The 15,612-nt window shown below is 70.4% G+C and carries 11 protein-coding genes and 2 tRNA genes; 11 read left to right on the top strand and 2 right to left on the bottom strand.

All coding sequences use genetic code 11. The annotated features are described in order from the left end of the window. Nucleotides 1-18: 18 nt before the first annotated feature. Complete coding sequence (gene rpmH / locus ACZ6O5_RS26595) at nucleotides 19-156, bottom strand: 50S ribosomal protein L34 (RefSeq protein ID WP_091061882.1); 138 nt, start codon at nucleotides 154-156, stop codon at nucleotides 19-21. 574 nt (nucleotides 157-730) lie between these two features. Between rpmH and dnaA the strand changes: the two genes are divergently transcribed. The 5 genes from dnaA (at nucleotide 731) to ACZ6O5_RS26570 (ending at nucleotide 7,238) form a co-directional block, all read left to right on the top strand. Then, nucleotides 731-2,602, top strand: coding sequence for a chromosomal replication initiator protein DnaA (dnaA, locus tag ACZ6O5_RS26590; protein WP_465980443.1), 1,872 nt, complete (start codon nucleotides 731-733; stop codon nucleotides 2,600-2,602). Nucleotides 2,603-3,407: 805 nt separating this feature from the next. Further along, nucleotides 3,408-4,541 (top strand): DNA polymerase III subunit beta, encoded by a 1,134-nt coding sequence (gene dnaN / locus ACZ6O5_RS26585; protein WP_396772397.1) that lies wholly within the window; start codon nucleotides 3,408-3,410, stop codon nucleotides 4,539-4,541. A gap of 40 nt (nucleotides 4,542-4,581) precedes the next feature. Next, the gene (gene gnd, locus ACZ6O5_RS26580; RefSeq protein WP_465980442.1) at nucleotides 4,582-5,454 is read left to right on the top strand and encodes a phosphogluconate dehydrogenase (NAD(+)-dependent, decarboxylating); all 873 of its coding nucleotides are present in this window, start codon (nucleotides 4,582-4,584) and stop codon (nucleotides 5,452-5,454) included. A 16-nt stretch (nucleotides 5,455-5,470) separates the two neighbouring features. Further along, nucleotides 5,471-6,604, top strand: coding sequence for a DNA replication/repair protein RecF (gene recF / locus ACZ6O5_RS26575; RefSeq protein WP_465980441.1), 1,134 nt, complete (start codon nucleotides 5,471-5,473; stop codon nucleotides 6,602-6,604). Beyond that, entirely contained in the window at nucleotides 6,594-7,238 is a 645-nt protein-coding gene (locus ACZ6O5_RS26570) for a DciA family protein (protein ID WP_465980440.1), read from the top strand. Before recF ends, ACZ6O5_RS26570 begins: the two co-directional genes overlap by 11 nt. Before the next feature lie 13 nt (nucleotides 7,239-7,251). Here ACZ6O5_RS26570 and ACZ6O5_RS26565 read toward each other — a convergent pair whose 3' ends face one another. Further along, nucleotides 7,252-7,806 (bottom strand): hypothetical protein, encoded by a 555-nt coding sequence (locus tag ACZ6O5_RS26565; RefSeq protein WP_281933903.1) that lies wholly within the window; start codon nucleotides 7,804-7,806, stop codon nucleotides 7,252-7,254. A gap of 546 nt (nucleotides 7,807-8,352) precedes the next feature. Between ACZ6O5_RS26565 and gyrB the strand changes: the two genes are divergently transcribed. The 6 genes from gyrB to ACZ6O5_RS26535 all read left to right on the top strand — a co-directional run bounded on the left by gyrB (nucleotide 8,353) and on the right by ACZ6O5_RS26535 (nucleotide 15,608). Then, nucleotides 8,353-10,299 (top strand): DNA topoisomerase (ATP-hydrolyzing) subunit B, encoded by a 1,947-nt coding sequence (gene gyrB / locus ACZ6O5_RS26560; protein ID WP_405091793.1) that lies wholly within the window; start codon nucleotides 8,353-8,355, stop codon nucleotides 10,297-10,299. Nucleotides 10,300-10,431: 132 nt separating this feature from the next. Further along, nucleotides 10,432-14,211: an intein-containing DNA gyrase subunit A gene (gene gyrA, locus ACZ6O5_RS26555; protein ID WP_465980439.1), complete on the top strand. Its 3,780-nt coding sequence runs from the start codon at nucleotides 10,432-10,434 to the stop codon at nucleotides 14,209-14,211. A gap of 3 nt (nucleotides 14,212-14,214) precedes the next feature. After that, on the top strand, nucleotides 14,215-15,132 hold the full coding sequence (locus tag ACZ6O5_RS26550) for a DUF3566 domain-containing protein (RefSeq protein ID WP_465980438.1): 918 nt from the start codon (nucleotides 14,215-14,217) through the stop codon (nucleotides 15,130-15,132). Nucleotides 15,133-15,276: 144 nt separating this feature from the next. Then, a tRNA-Ile gene (locus tag ACZ6O5_RS26545) sits at nucleotides 15,277-15,350 on the top strand. Between the two features lie 43 nt (nucleotides 15,351-15,393). Further along, nucleotides 15,394-15,522 carry a DLW-39 family protein gene (locus ACZ6O5_RS26540; RefSeq protein ID WP_013283222.1) on the top strand — a complete coding sequence of 43 codons (129 nt, stop codon included), beginning with the start codon at nucleotides 15,394-15,396 and terminating at the stop codon, nucleotides 15,520-15,522. 10 nt (nucleotides 15,523-15,532) lie between these two features. Further along, a tRNA-Ala gene (locus tag ACZ6O5_RS26535) sits at nucleotides 15,533-15,608 on the top strand. The last annotated feature ends 4 nt before the right edge of the window (nucleotides 15,609-15,612 follow it).

Raw genomic sequence — 15,612 nt, 5'->3', positions numbered from 1 at the left:
TCCCCGGACCGGTCGGCCTCAGGCCGCCAGGCGGGTGCGGCCCTTGGCGCGACGGGTCGAAAGGATGGCGCGGCCGGCACGGGTGCGCATGCGCAGCCGGAAGCCGTGGGTCTTCGCGCGCCGGCGGTTGTTCGGCTGGTAGGTGCGCTTGCTCACGTCAGGCTCTCCGTTGTCGTACGCCCCGCGCGGCGGATCGCCCGGGGTCCTGTGCTGGTCCCGATCACCTTGACGGTGACCGCTGATCGACGCTGCCCGGCGAACCGGCCTCCGATGGTGCGGGGAGGTGGCCGCGGGCAACGAGCATCCATCACCCTAGCAGAGGGCGAGAGAGCATCCGCTCCAGCCTACGCAGCACCGCAATGACCGTCAAACCCTTCCCGCCCGGCCCCGACCTGCGCCGCGACGGCGGTCGACGGGGCCGTTTCCGGTGCGGTCGTCACCGCCTCCAGGGTGTCGGCGGTTGATGGCGCGGGGTCCGCGCTGTTAGCGTGCGCGATTGCGGTCGGCGTCGGGTGCCCGGGTTTGTCGCCGACCGGCAAGACCGGACAAGCTGTTGAATCGTTCGGCACGGTGAACCCGCTTCAGCGCCTCCGCCAATCAGGGGGCAGGTCCGACCCGCGTCCGGTGGGCGGCCACAATCGGTCGGTACACAGGCTGTGGATAACTTGTGGATGACGACCGGTCAGCCGTCCGGGCGGGCGTGAGGATCAGGCGAGGGGGTGGCACGACGGTGACCGGAGCGACAGACCTTGCCGCGGTGTGGGCGGCGGCCACCGAGGAACTCGCCGACGAGATCATCTCCGCCCAGCAGCGGGCGTACCTCCGGCTCACCCGGCTCCGCGCGATCGTCGAGGACACCGCGCTGCTCTCCGTGCCGGACGCGTTCACCCGCGACGTGATCGAGTCCCGGCTCCGCCCGGCCATCACCGAGGCGTTGAGCCGCCGGCTCGGCCGACCGATCCAGGTGGCGGTCACCGTACGGGTCGCCGACGACCCGAGCGGGCGACCGGCCGGCACGGTGTACCGCAGCGGCCCGGAGCCGCTCTCCGACCGGGAGGGCGCGGTCGGCCTGCTCCCCGGATTCGACCGGGCCGGCCCGCCCCCCGAGTCCGCCTACCCCGCGCCCCGCCCGGAGCCCCAGTACGCGGCGGACGCCCGGCCGGAGCATCCGATGGAGGAGCCCGCGCCACGGCAGCGGAACGCGGACGGCGGCCGGCCGCACCTGATCCCCGCCGGCCGGGACGGGCAGGACACGCTCTTCGGCGCCGCGTTCGCCGAGCCGCTGCGCGCCGCCCCCGACCGCCGGTCCTTCGACGACCGCCCCGACCTGGAGCCGACCGCTCCGGACCGGGGTGGGTACGAGCCCCGCTACCGGGAGGCTCCGGGGCCGATCGACTCCCCGCCGCTGCGCGGACTGCCCCGTGGCGGTGTCACCGACAACGGTCCGGGGCGCGGCGCCACCGACAACGGTCCGGGCCGTGGTGCCACCGACAACGGTCCCGGCCGCGGCACCCCCGATCACCACCGGCCGGGCGGGCAGGCCGACCGCCGGCTTCCCGGCGTGGAGAGCGGCGGCAACCGGCTCAACCCGAAGTACATGTTCGAGACGTTCGTCATCGGCTCGTCCAACCGCTTCGCGCACGCGGCGAGCGTGGCGGTGGCCGAGTCGCCGGCCAAGGCGTACAACCCGTTGTTCATCTACGGCAGCTCCGGGCTGGGCAAGACCCACCTGCTGCACGCCATCGGGCACTACGCCACCACGTTGGGCAACGCCCGCTCGGTCCGGTACGTCTCGACCGAGGAGTTCACCAACGACTTCATCAACTCGTTGCGGGACGACAAGACCAGCGCGTTCCAGCGCCGCTACCGGGACGTGGACATCCTCCTGATCGACGACATCCAGTTCCTGGAGAACCGGGAACGGACGCAGGAGGAGTTCTTCCACACGTTCAACACGCTGCACAACGCCAACAAGCAGATCGTGATCACCTCCGACCGCTCGCCGAAGCAGCTGGCGACGTTGGAGGACCGGCTCCGGACCCGGTTCGAGTGGGGCCTGCTCGCCGACATCCAGCCGCCCGACCTGGAGACCCGGATCGCGATCCTCCAGAAGAAGGCGGCGCAGGAGCGGCTCTACGCCCCGCCGGACGTGCTGGAGTTCATCGCCTCCCGGGTGTCGAACTCGATCCGGGAACTCGAGGGCGCGTTGATCCGGGTCACCGCGTTCGCCAGCCTCACCCGGTCCTCGGTCGAGCTGTCGCTGGCCGAGGAGGTGCTGCGCGACTTCATCCCGGACGGCGCCGGCCCGGAGATCACCGCGGACCAGATCATGGTCTCGACCTCCGAGTACTTCGGGGTGAGCCTGGAGGACCTGCGCGGTCACTCCCGGTCCCGGGTGCTCGTCAACGCCCGCCAGGTGGCCATGTACCTGTGCCGCGAGCTGACCGACCTGTCGTTGCCCCGGATCGGCCAGGCGTTCGGCGGACGCGACCACACCACGGTGATGCACGCCGACCGCAAGATCCGGCAGCAGATGGCGGAGCGACGCTCGCTCTACAACCAGATCGCCGAGCTGACGAACCGGATCAAGCAGAACACCTGAGACGCTCGTCTCGTACCCGACACGACAGCCCGGCCGGACGACGTTCCCGGCCGGGCTTCTTCGTGCCCGTCGGGCGCCACGTCGAGGGCGCCGGGCCGTCCGTGGACGCCGCCGGTTGACCCTCGACCCGGTGGAGGGCCCAGAATCGGCGTCGTGGTTGTCCACAGCTCGTACCGGTTGTCCACATCCCCTGTGTCACAGGCGGTGGAAAACCACCCTGTGCACCCGGCCGGTTACCCACAGACTGTGGACAACTCCTGGGGACGAGCCTGTGGACGCCTGGGGACAACGGTCACGTTGTCCACCGACGACGGCCCGCCTGTGGGGATCCTGTTGAAGGTTCTGGGGACGACGGGGGTTCGGGCCGTCGGCGTTGTCCACAGCACTGGGGAGAAAACCGGTGGATTACCGGTGGACAACCGGTGGACAGCGGTGGAAAACCCGGCGGCCGGCGGAGCCTGTGGACCGGGAGCCGGGTTGTACCCCGGGTTATCCACCGGGAACCCACCTGTGGAAAACGTGATTGACCTGCGCAAACGCCGGTTCTCCACAGTTTGCACAGGTGCGATGAAGACGATGAGTTATCTCTTCTAAACAACAAAAACCAATCATCACCGTTGGACTTCCTGTGGATCGGGCCGCAGCGCTGCCGTCGGCAGTCGGCGGGGCACCTGGATCCACGGGGTCGGGCGCACAGCCGATGCCCACGCGCCCTAAGGTGCGATGGGTACCCGCACGGTCGGGCGGGACGGGTGGCAGCGGTCGGCATGAGAGAGTTGTCGCTGACGTCGACGCGGAGGCATTGATGAAGTTCCGAGTGGAGCGCGACGCGCTCGCCGAGGCGGTCGCGTGGACCGCCAAGAGCCTGCCCAACCGACCCTCCGTGCCGGTGTTGGCCGGGGTGATGCTCCGGGTGACCGACGGCAACCTCCAGGTCTCCGGCTTCGACTACGAGGTCTCCAGCCAGGTGACCGTCGAGGTGCAGGGTGACGCGGACGGCGCGGCACTGGTCTCCGGTCGACTGCTCGCCGAGATCACCAAGGCGCTGCCGGCCAAGCCGGTGGACATCGCCGCCGTCGGCTCCCACCTGGAGCTGGTCTGCGGCAGCGCCCGGTTCACGCTGCCCACCATGCCGGTGGAGGACTACCCGACCCTGCCGGAGATGCCGGAGAGCGCCGGCACCGTCGACGCCGCCGCCTTCGCCGCCGCGGTGGCCCAGGTGGCCGTGGCCGCCGGCCGCGACGAGACGCTGCCGATGATGACCGGCGTCCGGATCGAGCTGTCCGGCGGCACCATGGCCATGCTCGCCACCGACCGCTACCGTCTCGCGCTGCGCGAGATGGAGTGGCACCCGGACGACCCGGAGATCAGCCTCAACGCGCTGGTGCCGGCCCGCACGCTCAACGACACCGCGAAGGCGCTCGGCCCGCTCGGCGGGCACGTCACCATGGCGCTCTCCGCCGGCGGCGCCGGCGAGGGCATGATCGGCTTCTCCGGCGGCACCCGCCGGACCACCAGCCGCCTGCTCGACGGCGCCAACTACCCGCCGGTGCGCTCGCTGTTCCCGGCCGCCCACAACGCCGAGGCCCGGGTCGCCGTCGCCACCCTCATCGAGGTGGTCAAGCGGGTGGCGCTGGTCGCCGAGCGCACCACCCCGGTGCTGCTCAGCTTCAGCGCCGACGGCCTGGTCGTGGAGGCCGGCGGCACCGAGGAGGCCCGGGCCAGCGAGGCCATGGAGGCCACCTTCAGCGGTGACCCGCTCACCATCGGCTTCAACCCGCAGTACCTGATCGACGGCCTGTCCAACCTGGGTGCCCAGCACGTCCTGCTGCGGTTCGTCGACGCCTTCAAGCCCGCGGTCCTTTCTCCGGCCGGCGAGGATGGCGAGGTCATTCCGGGGTACCGGTACCTCATCATGCCGATCCGCGTCTCCCGCTGATCGCCGGCAGCACCACCCTGACGTACGGAGGTAGCAGCACATGCAGCTCGGCCTGGTAGGACTCGGCCGGATGGGCGGCAACATGCGCGAACGGCTGCGCGCCGCCGGGCACGAGGTGGTCGGCTACGACCGCAACCCGGAGCTCAGCGACGCCGCGAGCCTCGCGGAGCTGGCCGAGAAGCTCGACGCACCGCGCGCCATCTGGGTGATGGTCCCGGCCGGTGTCACCGACGCCACCATCGACGACCTCGCCGGCGTGCTCGGCGAGGGCGACATCGTCATCGACGGCGGCAACTCGCGGTTCAGTGACGACGCCCCGCGCGCCGAACGGCTCAACGAGCACGGCATCGGCTACGTCGACGTCGGCGTCTCCGGCGGTGTCTGGGGCCGGCAGAACGGCTACGGCCTGATGGTCGGCGGCGCGCAGGAGCACGTCGACCGGCTCATGCCGATCTTCGACGCGCTCCGGCCCGAGGGCGATTTCGGCTTCGTGCACGCCGGCCCGGTCGGCGCCGGCCACTACGCCAAGATGGTGCACAACGGCATCGAGTACGGCCTGATGCACGCCTACGCGGAGGGCTTCGAGCTGCTCTCGGCGTCCGAACTGGTGACGAACGTACCCGGTGTGGTCAAGTCGTGGCGCAAGGGCACCGTTGTCCAGTCCTGGCTGCTCGACCTGCTCGACCGGGCCCTCGACGAGGACCCGGAGCTGGCCGATCTGAGCGACTACACCGAGGACACCGGCGAGGGCCGGTGGACGGTCGACGAGGCGGTCCGGCTCGCCGTGCCGCTCAACGTGATCACCGCCGCGCTGTTCGCCCGGTTCGCCTCCCGGCAGGACGAATCACCCGCCCTGAAGGCCGTCGCCGCGCTGCGCCAGCAGTTCGGCGGGCACGCCGTCCACAAGCGCTGACCGGCGTCCACAGCCTGTGTACGTCCGCCGGCTCGAACTGGTCGACTTCCGCTCGTACGAGCGGGTCGGCGTCGACCTGGAGCCGGGTCCGAGCGTGCTCGTCGGCGCCAACGGCGTCGGCAAGACCAACCTGGTCGAGGCGTTGGGCTACGTGGCGACCCTGGACTCGCACCGGGTCGCCACGGACGCCCCGCTGGTCCGGATGGGCGCCACCTCGGCGGTGATCCGCTGCGCGGTGGTGCACGACGGCCGGGAACTGCTCGTCGAGCTGGAGATCGTGCCGGGCAAGGCGAACCGGGCCCGGCTCGGCCGTTCCCCGGCCCGCCGCGCCCGGGACGTGCTCGGCGCGCTGCGGCTGGTGCTCTTCGCGCCGGAGGACCTGGAACTCGTCCGCGGTGACCCGGGCGAACGCCGCCGCTACCTGGACGACCTGCTGGTCAGCCGCCAACCCCGCTACGCCGGTGTCCGCGCCGACTACGAGCGGGTGGTGAAGCAGCGCAACGCGCTGCTGCGTTCCGCGTACCTGGCCCGCAAGACCGGCGGCTCCCGTGGCGGTGACCTGTCCACGCTCACCGTCTGGGACACCCACCTCGCGCAGCACGGGGCCGACCTGCTCGCCGGACGGCTGGAACTGGTCGCCGCGCTCACCCCGCACGTGGCCAAGGCGTACGACGCGGTGGCGGCCGGCCGGGGTGCGGCCGGGATCACCTACCGGCCGTCGGTCGACCTGCCCGAACCTTCCGCCGACCGGCCGGCGCTGGCCGAGGCGCTGACCGCCGCGCTCGCCGCGGGCCGCGCCGCCGAGATCGAACGCGGCACCACGCTGGTCGGTCCGCACCGTGACGACCTGGCCCTCACCCTCGGCCCGTTGCCGGTCAAGGGGTACGCCAGCCACGGCGAGTCCTGGTCCTACGCGCTGGCGCTGCGGCTGGCCGGGTACGACCTGCTGCGCGCCGACGGGATCGAGCCGGTGCTGGTGCTCGACGACGTCTTCGCCGAGCTGGACACCGGCCGGCGGGAACGCCTGGCCGAGCTGGTCGGCGGTGCCAGCCAGCTCCTGGTCACCTGCGCGGTGGACGACGACGTGCCGGTGACGCTGCGTGGTGCCCGCTACACGGTTGGCGAGGGGACGGTGCGACGTGCCGAATGACGACGAGGTCCGGCTTCCGCCGGCCCGGCTGGGGCCGGGGCGCGACGGCGCGACGGCGGCACGTGGCGGCCGGGGCGAGCCTTCCGCGCGTACCCCCGGGAAGCCGGCGGACGGCGAACCGGGCCCGGCGGACGGTCCGGCCGGGCCGGAGCTGGCCCGGGCGGTGCTGGACGCGGCGAAGGCCCGGCGCCAGGCCGCGGCCGGCCCCCGACGACGCAGCGCGGTCCGTGGCGACGGTGAGAAGCGGCTGCGCGGCTACACCGGGCCCGGCCCGGATCCGCGTGACCCGCAGCCGCTCGGCGCGGTGCTCGACAAGCTGGTCAAGGCACGCGGCTGGCAGCAGCCGGCGGCCGAGGCGACCGTCTTCGGCGCGTGGGAGAAGGTGGTCGGCGCGGAGGTCGCCCAGCACAGCCGCCCGGTGAAGCTGGAGAGCGGCGAGCTGACCGTGGAGGCCCGCTCGACGGCCTGGGCCACCCAGTTGCGGCTGCTGGCCGGCTCGCTGCTCAAGCAGATCGCCAGCGAGGTCGGCCACAACGTGGTGCGCAAGCTGCACATCCACGGCCCGGCCGCGCCGTCCTGGTCGCGCGGCCCCCGGCGGGTACGCGGCCGTGGCCCCCGGGACACCTACGGGTGACCCTGAGCGGCTGCTACACGTCGGCGTAGACCGCGAAGCCCCGCTCCGCGCAGCGCCGGTAGAACGCGGCCAGCACGCTCAGCTCGGCGCAGGTGAAGTTCCACTGCGGCGGATCGCCGCTGTCGTCGCGCAGCTTGTCGAGCCGGCTCTCCAGCCAGCGGAGCTGCTGCTCCGCCAGCCGCCCGTCGCCGAGCAGCGCGCGCAGCACCTCGCTGACCGACTCGAACGTGACCGCCTCGCCGTACGGGCGGTGCCGGGCGATGAACTTCTCCACGCCCTCGGCGATCCAGGCGCAGCCGTCCGGGTCGATGACCGGGTCCTCGTCCTCGGCCGCGTTCTCCGTGGCGTAGAGCACATTCTCCAGCCCGAGGATCAGGTCGACCAGTTCGGTGTACGCGGTCGCCCGCACCGTGCCGGTCTTCGCGATCAACTCGGCGAGCGCGGCGGTCGGGGCGGAGATGCGTGGCATGTCCACGATTTCGCCGAAGTCCACGAACTCAGCCGGCGCGACCGGATCATAGAAGCGGCCGGTACGCGGCCAGTGCACCGCGACGTTGTCCAGCCCCATCTGGCGTCACCTCTCACCAAGCGTCTGTCGGACCATCCCAGGCGATGGTCCCCGGTCCGGGCGCGAAAGATCAAGACCGCAACGGCGGCGCCGCAAAAGGTACGGCACGTCGCGTTCCACCGCGACCCCCGGCCCGCGAACCGCCGGTTACCGGCCCGACGGCCCGGACCGGTCGCGGCGGCCGATGGCACGGCGGGTGCCGGTGGCGTGTAGGGGGAGTCGCGGGCAGCGAGGTTCGTCCGGCTACGGCATTCTCAGCCGCCTCTTCAGGGGTGCCGAGTGGCGGTTTGGTCGGCTGCGCACAGTAAGATTGGAGGCGAGACGAAAGACCCGGCACGGAGCGATCGACATGGGCCCCCAGAGCCCTTGATCATTGTGCCGCATCGGGTCCGAGCCGATCGCGATCCGCGGGCAACCGCGGCGCCCGGCGTACCCGATCCGTTACCTGGTGATCCCGGGAGCGGCCCGGGCACGCCGACGTCGCGTCCTGTCCGCCGAACCCGCGCCCCGCGCCCACGCGCGGCCGGTGCGAGAAAGTGGCCGAGCGTGGCAGCGGAGGACAACAAGAAGTACGGCGCCGAGTCCATCACCGTGCTGGAGGGCCTGGAAGCGGTCCGGAAGCGGCCCGGTATGTACATCGGGTCCACCGGCGAGCGCGGTCTGCACCACCTGGTGTGGGAGGTCGTCGACAACGCGGTGGACGAGGCCATGGCCGGCTACTGCGACACCATCGACGTGGTGCTGCTGGCCGACGGGGGCGTCCGGGTCACCGACAACGGCCGGGGCTTCCCGGTCGACCTGCACCCCAAGCTGAAGAAGCCGGGCGTCGAGGTGGCGCTGACCGTGCTGCACGCCGGCGGCAAGTTCGACGGCAAGGCGTACGCGGTCTCCGGCGGCCTGCACGGTGTCGGCGTCTCGGTGGTCAACGCGCTCTCCACCCGGATGGCCGTGGAGATCCACAAGGACGGCTTCGTCTGGCGGCAGCGCTACAACCAGTCGAAGCCGACGCCGCTGGAGAAGGGCGAGCCGACCGACCGGACCGGCTCCGCGGTCTCCTTCTGGCCCGACCCGGACGTCTTCGAGACCGTCGACTTCGACTTCCACACCATCTACCGGCGCCTCCAGGAGATGGCCTTCCTCACCCGCGGCCTCACCATCCACCTGCTCGACGAGCGGGTGCCGGAGGACGAGGAGGGCAAGCCCCGCGAGGTCACGTTCCACTACGACGGCGGCATCGCCGACTTCGTCCGGCACCTCAACGCCTCGAAGAGCCCGATCCACAAGACGGTGGTCGAGTTCGGGGCCGAGGAGACCGGCATGTCGGCCGAGATCGCCATGCAGTGGAACGAGTCGTACGGCGAGTCCGTCTACACCTTCGCCAACAACATCAACACCCACGAGGGCGGCACCCACGAGGAGGGCTTCCGGGCCGCGTTGACCAGCGTGGTCAACCGCTACGGCGCGGAGAAGAAGCTGCTCAAGGGCGACGAGCGGCTCTCCGGTGAGGACATCCGCGAGGGTCTGGCCGCGATCATCTCGGTCAAGCTGACCGACCCGCAGTTCGAGGGGCAGACCAAGACCAAGCTGGGCAACACCCCGGTCAAGGGCTTCGTCCAGCGGGTCTGCAACGAGTCGCTTGTCGACTGGTTCGACCGCAACCCCGCCGAGGCGAAGATCATCATCACCAAGGCGTCCCAGGCCGCCCGGGCCCGCATCGCCGCGCAGCAGGCGCGCAAGCTGGCCCGGCGCAAGTCGCTGCTGGAGTCCGGCTCGATGCCGGGCAAGCTGGCCGACTGCCAGTCCACCGACCCGCGCGAGTCCGAGGTCTTCATCGTCGAGGGCGACTCGGCCGGCGGCTCGGCCAAGCAGGGGCGTGACCCGCGTACCCAGGCGATCCTGCCGATCCGCGGCAAGATCCTGAACGTGGAGAAGGCCCGGATCGACCGGGTGCTGAAGAACAACGAGGTGCAGGCGCTGATCACCGCGCTCGGCACCGGCATCCACGACGACTTCGACATGGAGAAGCTGCGGTACCACAAGGTCGTGCTGATGGCCGACGCCGACGTCGACGGCCAGCACATCCAGACGCTGCTGCTCACCCTGCTGTTCCGCTTCATGCGACCGCTCGTCGAGCTGGGCCACGTCTACCTGGCCGCCCCGCCGCTCTACAAGATCAAGTGGAACAAGAAGGGCGACGACGCCCAGTACGCGTACTCCGACCGGGAGCGCGACGGGCTGATCGCGCTGCGCCAGCAGAAGAAGGCCAACGCCAAGCCGGACGACATCCAGCGGTTCAAGGGCCTCGGCGAGATGAACTACCCGGAGCTGTGGGAGACCACGATGAACCCGGCCACCCGTACGCTGCGCCAGGTCACGCTCGACGACGCCGCCACCGCGGACGAGCTGTTCAGCGTTCTGATGGGTGAGGACGTCGAGGCTCGTCGGTCGTTCATCCAGCGCAACGCCAAGGACGTGCGGTTCCTGGACATCTGACGGACGCGTGCCCGGGCCGGCCGGAGATCCACCGACCGGCCCGGTGGTCCACAGAGTTATCCACAGCCTGGCCGCTTTCCACAGCCGTTATCCACAGCTAGATCACGACTCTGAGTCTGATAAGGGTTAACAGTGACCGATCTTCCCGAGTCCACCCCGAACGAGCCGGAGGCCCCGGAGACACTGGCCGCGGTCGTCCAGCACGACCGCATCGAGCCGGTCGGCCTCGAGGTCGAGATGCAGCGCTCGTACCTCGACTACGCGATGAGCGTCATCGTCGGGCGCGCCCTGCCGGACGTGCGGGACGGGCTCAAGCCGGTCCACCGCAAGATCCTTTACGCCATGTTCGACTCCGGCTACCGGCCGGACCGCGGCTACGTGAAGTGCTCCCGCGTCGTCGGCGACGTGATGGGCCAGTTCCACCCGCACGGCGACTCGGCCATCTACGACGCGCTGGTCCGGATGGCGCAGCCGTGGTCGCTGCGCTACCCGCTCGTCGACGGCAACGGCAACTTCGGCTCGCCCGGTAACGACCCGGCCGCCGCGATGCGCTACTGCCTTACCGCAGATGTCCGCATTCGCACCGTCGAGGGCAGTGTTCGGATCGGCGACATCGTCCCTGGTGCCGCGCCGAGCAGCGAGACCGACATTGAGCTCAAGGTCCGCGACCGCAACGGCGACCTGGTTCGCGCTTCGAAGTTCTTCCACTCCGGTGAGCACCCCACGCTGCGGCTGCGCACCCGCGAGGGGTACGAGCTGACCGGCACCCACAACCACCCGGTGCTCTGCCTGGTGAACGTGGCCGGCGTGCCGACGCTGCTCTGGAAGCTGCTCGCCGAGATTTCACGCGGTGACCGCGTGGTTCTCCAGCGCACCGTGCCGGACGAGATCGGCTACCCGATGCTGGAGCACGTCGAGGCGGCCGTCCTCGCCGGCGCGTTCGTGTCCGAGGGTTGGGTGTCCGAGGGTCGGGCCGGCTTCAACAACGTGGACCGGGAGTTCTTCGTCCGGGTCCTCGCCGCCTACGACCTCGCAGTCGGCGGCCCCCGGTATGTCTCCGAGCGTGTCATCGCGTCCGGCAGCACGCTGCACGAACTCGACGTGCAGAACCTTTCCGCGCTGCGGGCGAGCGTGCTCGGTGAACTGACCGGGGCGCGCAGCGCCGCCAAGTTCGTACCGGAGTTCGTCTGGCGCGGAACGGCGGCGGTCAAACGGGCCTTCCTCCAGGCGCTGTTCGAGGGCGACGGTTCGTCGTCGCTGTTGCCCCGCCACACCATCCAGGTCTCGTACTCCACCCGCAGCGAGCGCCTGGCCCGCGAGGTACAGCAGCTCCTGCTGGAATTCGGCGTCATCAGCCGGCAGTGTCGGTACGACGATGGCGAGATCAAGGTCGTGGTCACCAATCGCCGGGATGCCCGGATCTTCGCCGCTCACATCGGCTTCCTCGGCCGCAAGCAGGCCAAGCTGGAGTCCGAGCTGGCCCAGGTACCGGCGAGCAGCACGGCGCTCTCCGGCGACATGGTGCCGTTCGTCGGCGACTTCATCAGGGAGCACGGCGCCACGCGGTGGACCGAACGCGACTGGCTGCGCCGGCACAACGTGGATCGGGTCGAGCGGTGGGAGCGGGATCGCCACGAGATCGCGGCCCGGATCACCGAGCCGGGAATCCTCGACGTGGTCGAGCCGCTGGTTGACGGCCGGTTCTACTACGCCGAAGTGACCGAGGTCACCGATTCGGGTGTGCGCCCGGTCTACAGCATCCGGGTCGACACCGACGACCACTCCTTCATCTCCGACGGCTTCGTCAGCCACAACACCGAGTGCAAGCTCGACCCGCTGGCCATGGAGATGCTGCGGGACATCGACGAGGACACCGTCGACCTCCAGGACAACTACGACGGCCGGGCCAAGGAGCCCACCATCCTGCCGTCGCGGATCCCGAACCTGCTGATCAACGGCTCCGAGGGCATCGCGGTCGGCATGGCCACCAAGATCCCGCCGCACAACCTGCGGGAGATCGGCGCGGCGGTGCAGTGGTGCCTGGAGCACCCGGAGGCCGACGAGGCGACCACGCTGGAAGCGCTGCTGGAGATCGTCAAGGGGCCGGACTTCCCGACCTACGGCCTGATCGTCGGCCAGCAGGCCATCCAGGACGCGTACCGGACCGGGCGCGGCTCGATCCGGATGCGCGCCGTGGTCGAGGTGGAGGAGGACAAGCGGGGCCGGCCGGCACTCGTGGTCAGCGAGCTGCCCTACCAGGTCAACCCGGACAACCTCGCCGAGCGGATCGCCGAGCTGATCAAGGAGGGCAAGCTCGCCGGCATCGCCGACATCCGGGACGAGTCCTCCGGGCGTACCGGCATGCGGATCGTGCTGGTGCTCAAGCGCGACGCGGTCGCCAAGGTGGTGCTGAACAACCTCTACAAGCACACCCAGCTCCAAGAGACGTTCGGCGCCAACATGCTGGCGCTCGTCGACGGCGTGCCGCGCACGCTGAACCTGGCGCAGTTCATCCGCTACTACGTCGAGCACCAGATCGAGGTGATCCGCCGGCGGACCGCGTTCCGGCTGCGCAAGGCGGAGGAGCGGGCGCACATCCTGCGCGGTCTGAGCAAGGCACTGGACGCGCTGGACGAGGTGATCGCGCTGATCCGGCGTTCGCCGACGGTGGAGGACGCCCGACAGGGGCTGATCCGGCTGCTGGAGATCGACGAGGTCCAGGCGACCGCGATCCTGGACATGCAGCTGCGCCGGCTGGCCGCGCTGGAGCGGCAGCGGATCCTGGACGACCTGGCCAAGCTCGAGGTGGAGATCGCCGACCTCAAGGACATCCTGGCGAAGCCGGAGCGGCAGCGGAAGATCGTCTCCGACGAGCTGGGCGAGATCGTCGCGAAGTGGGGCGACGAGCGGCGCACCAAGATCGTGCCGTTCGACGGCGAGGTCTCGATGGAGGACCTCATCGCCCGCGAGGACGTGGTCGTGACGATCACCCGCACCGGGTACGCGAAGCGGACCAAGGTCGACCTGTACCGGTCGCAGCGACGTGGCGGCAAGGGCGTGAGCGGGGCGACGCTCCGGCAGGACGACATCGTGAGCCACTTCTTCGTATGCTCTACCCACGACTGGATCCTGTTCTTCACGAACAAGGGTCGGGTCTACCGGGCGAAGGCGTACGAGCTTCCCGAGGCCAGTAGGGTGGCCAAGGGCCAGCACGTGGCCAACCTGCTCGCGTTCCAACCGGACGAGCAGATCGCGCAGATCATCGAAATCCCGAACTACCAGGTGGCGCCCTACCTGGTACTGGCCACGAAGAACGGCCTGGTGAAGAAGACGCGGCTCGAGGAGTTCGACTCCAACCGTTCCGGCGGCATCATCGCGGTCAACCTGCGCGATGAGGACGAGTTGGTCGGTGCGGTGCTGGTGGCGCCGGAGGACGACCTGCTGCTGGTTTCCAAGAACGCGCAGGCGATCCGCTTCAACGCCACCGACGAGGCGCTGCGTCCGATGGGCCGGGCCACCTCGGGGGTGATCGGCATGCGCTTCAGCGGTGAGGACGAGCTGCTCGCCGTCGAGGTCGTCCGGGAGGGCCTGGACGTGCTGGTGGCGACGAACGGGGGGTTCGCGAAACGTACCCCGATCGAGGAATACCCGGTCCAGGGCCGGGGAGGTAAGGGCGTGCTGACTGCGAAGATCACCGAGCGACGCGGTGGTCTGGTCGGCGCGGTCGTGATCGATCCGGAGGACGAGCTGTTCGCCATCACGAGCAACGGCGGCGTCATCCGGACTCCGGTGAAGCCTGTACGCCGTACGCGTGACCGGAACACAATGGGGGTCAAGCTGATGGACCTCCCGGACGGCGTGACTATCGTGGCGATTGCTCGCAATGCCGACGAGCCTGACGAACAGGACTAGTTGATGACGGAGACACAGGCGAAGTCGGGGAACAAGGGGACCTCGGCCACCCCGGTCGACGAGGAGGCCGCACAGGGCGGTACACCAGCGACCGGCCGTGCGGCCGTGGGTCGGGCCACGGTCCCCGCCGACGCGCCTGCCCCGAAGTTCACCCGGGCCCCCGGCATGGCCCCGCCTCCCGACAAGCCGACCGACGGTTCGGAGCCCCGCGAGGCGACCGAGACCAAGATCGACGCGCCGACGTCGGCCGACGGCTTCGCGGCTCCGGCCGCGGCGAAGCCCGCCACGAACACACCCCCGGCCCGGCCGACGGCCGCCGCCCGGGCCTCCACCGGCACCACTGGCACGCAGCCGCGCATCGGCGCCGGCCTGGGCACCGCCCCGAAGGGGGCACCCGAGGCCACCGGTCCGGCCGGCGGCAACCCGGGGCGTCCCGCCAACGGGGGCGGCCTGCCGCCGGGCATCAGCGGCGCGGCGGCGGTCGGCGCCGCGCGCGTGGGTGAGGCGGTACGCGCCGCGCGTACCTCGGTCGGTTCGGCCGCTTCGCGCGGGCCGCGCCGGGCCCGGTTGAACCTGAAGCGCATCGACCCGTGGTCCGTGATGAAGTTCGCCTTCGCGGTCTCGGTGGTGCTCTTCATCGTGGTGGTGGTGGCCACGTCGGTGCTCTACCTCGCGCTCGACGCGATGGGTGTGTTCAAGAGCGTCAACGACAGCCTGACCGACCTGGTGAACGCCGGCGGCGGTTCGGGCGGCGGCGGCGGGTTCCGCATCACCGCGAAGGGCGTGATCCTCACGTCCGCACTGATCGGCCTGGTGAACGTGGTGCTGTTCACCGCGCTGGCCACGTTGAGCGCGTTCGTCTACAACGTCTGCGCCGACCTGGTCGGCGGGATCGAGCTGACGCTCGCCGAGCGGGACTGATTCGATGACGCCGGGGCACCGCGTAAAGCGGTCGCCCCGGCGTCGTGCGTCCGGGTAGGTTCGGGACGGCGCGGGTGCTTCCGCCACGGGCCCCCCGATTTGGGCGCGCTGGCGGGCATGGGTTAACCTTGCTCGTCGCCACGCGGGGCTATAGCTCAGTCGGTTAGAGCGCAGAGCTGATAACTCTGAGGTCGCTGGTTCGATTCCAGCTAGCCCCACCGCACATCGTCCGACGGTAGTCGAGCGCAAGGGGTCAATCCCATGTTCAAGAAGCTCCTGATCCTGGCCGGCATCGTCGGGGTGGCCGCCGTCGTGGCCAAGAAGGTCAAGGCGTCGAACGACGAGCGCGCCCTGTGGCACGAGGCGACCACCGCTCCCGACCTGCGCTGAGCGCCGCCTCGGGGCCCTAGCTCAACTGGCAGAGCACTGCCTTTGCAAGGCAGGGGTTAGGGGTTCGAGTCCCCTGGGCTCCACCAGCAC

This window comes from Micromonospora sp. NPDC049201 (assembly GCF_055586805.1).
This window is presented reverse-complemented; position numbering and strand designations above follow the sequence as displayed.

Coding starts and splice junctions, on each gene's coding strand:
- ACZ6O5_RS26550 (WP_465980438.1), top strand. CDS start 14,215: ATGACGGAGACACAGGCGAAGTCGGGGAACAAGGGGACCTCGGCCACC.
- ACZ6O5_RS26565 (WP_281933903.1), bottom strand. CDS start 7,806: ATGGGGCTGGACAACGTCGCGGTGCACTGGCCGCGTACCGGCCGCTTC.
- ACZ6O5_RS26540 (WP_013283222.1), top strand. CDS start 15,394: ATGTTCAAGAAGCTCCTGATCCTGGCCGGCATCGTCGGGGTGGCCGCC.
- gnd (WP_465980442.1), top strand. CDS start 4,582: ATGCAGCTCGGCCTGGTAGGACTCGGCCGGATGGGCGGCAACATGCGC.
- dnaN (WP_396772397.1), top strand. CDS start 3,408: ATGAAGTTCCGAGTGGAGCGCGACGCGCTCGCCGAGGCGGTCGCGTGG.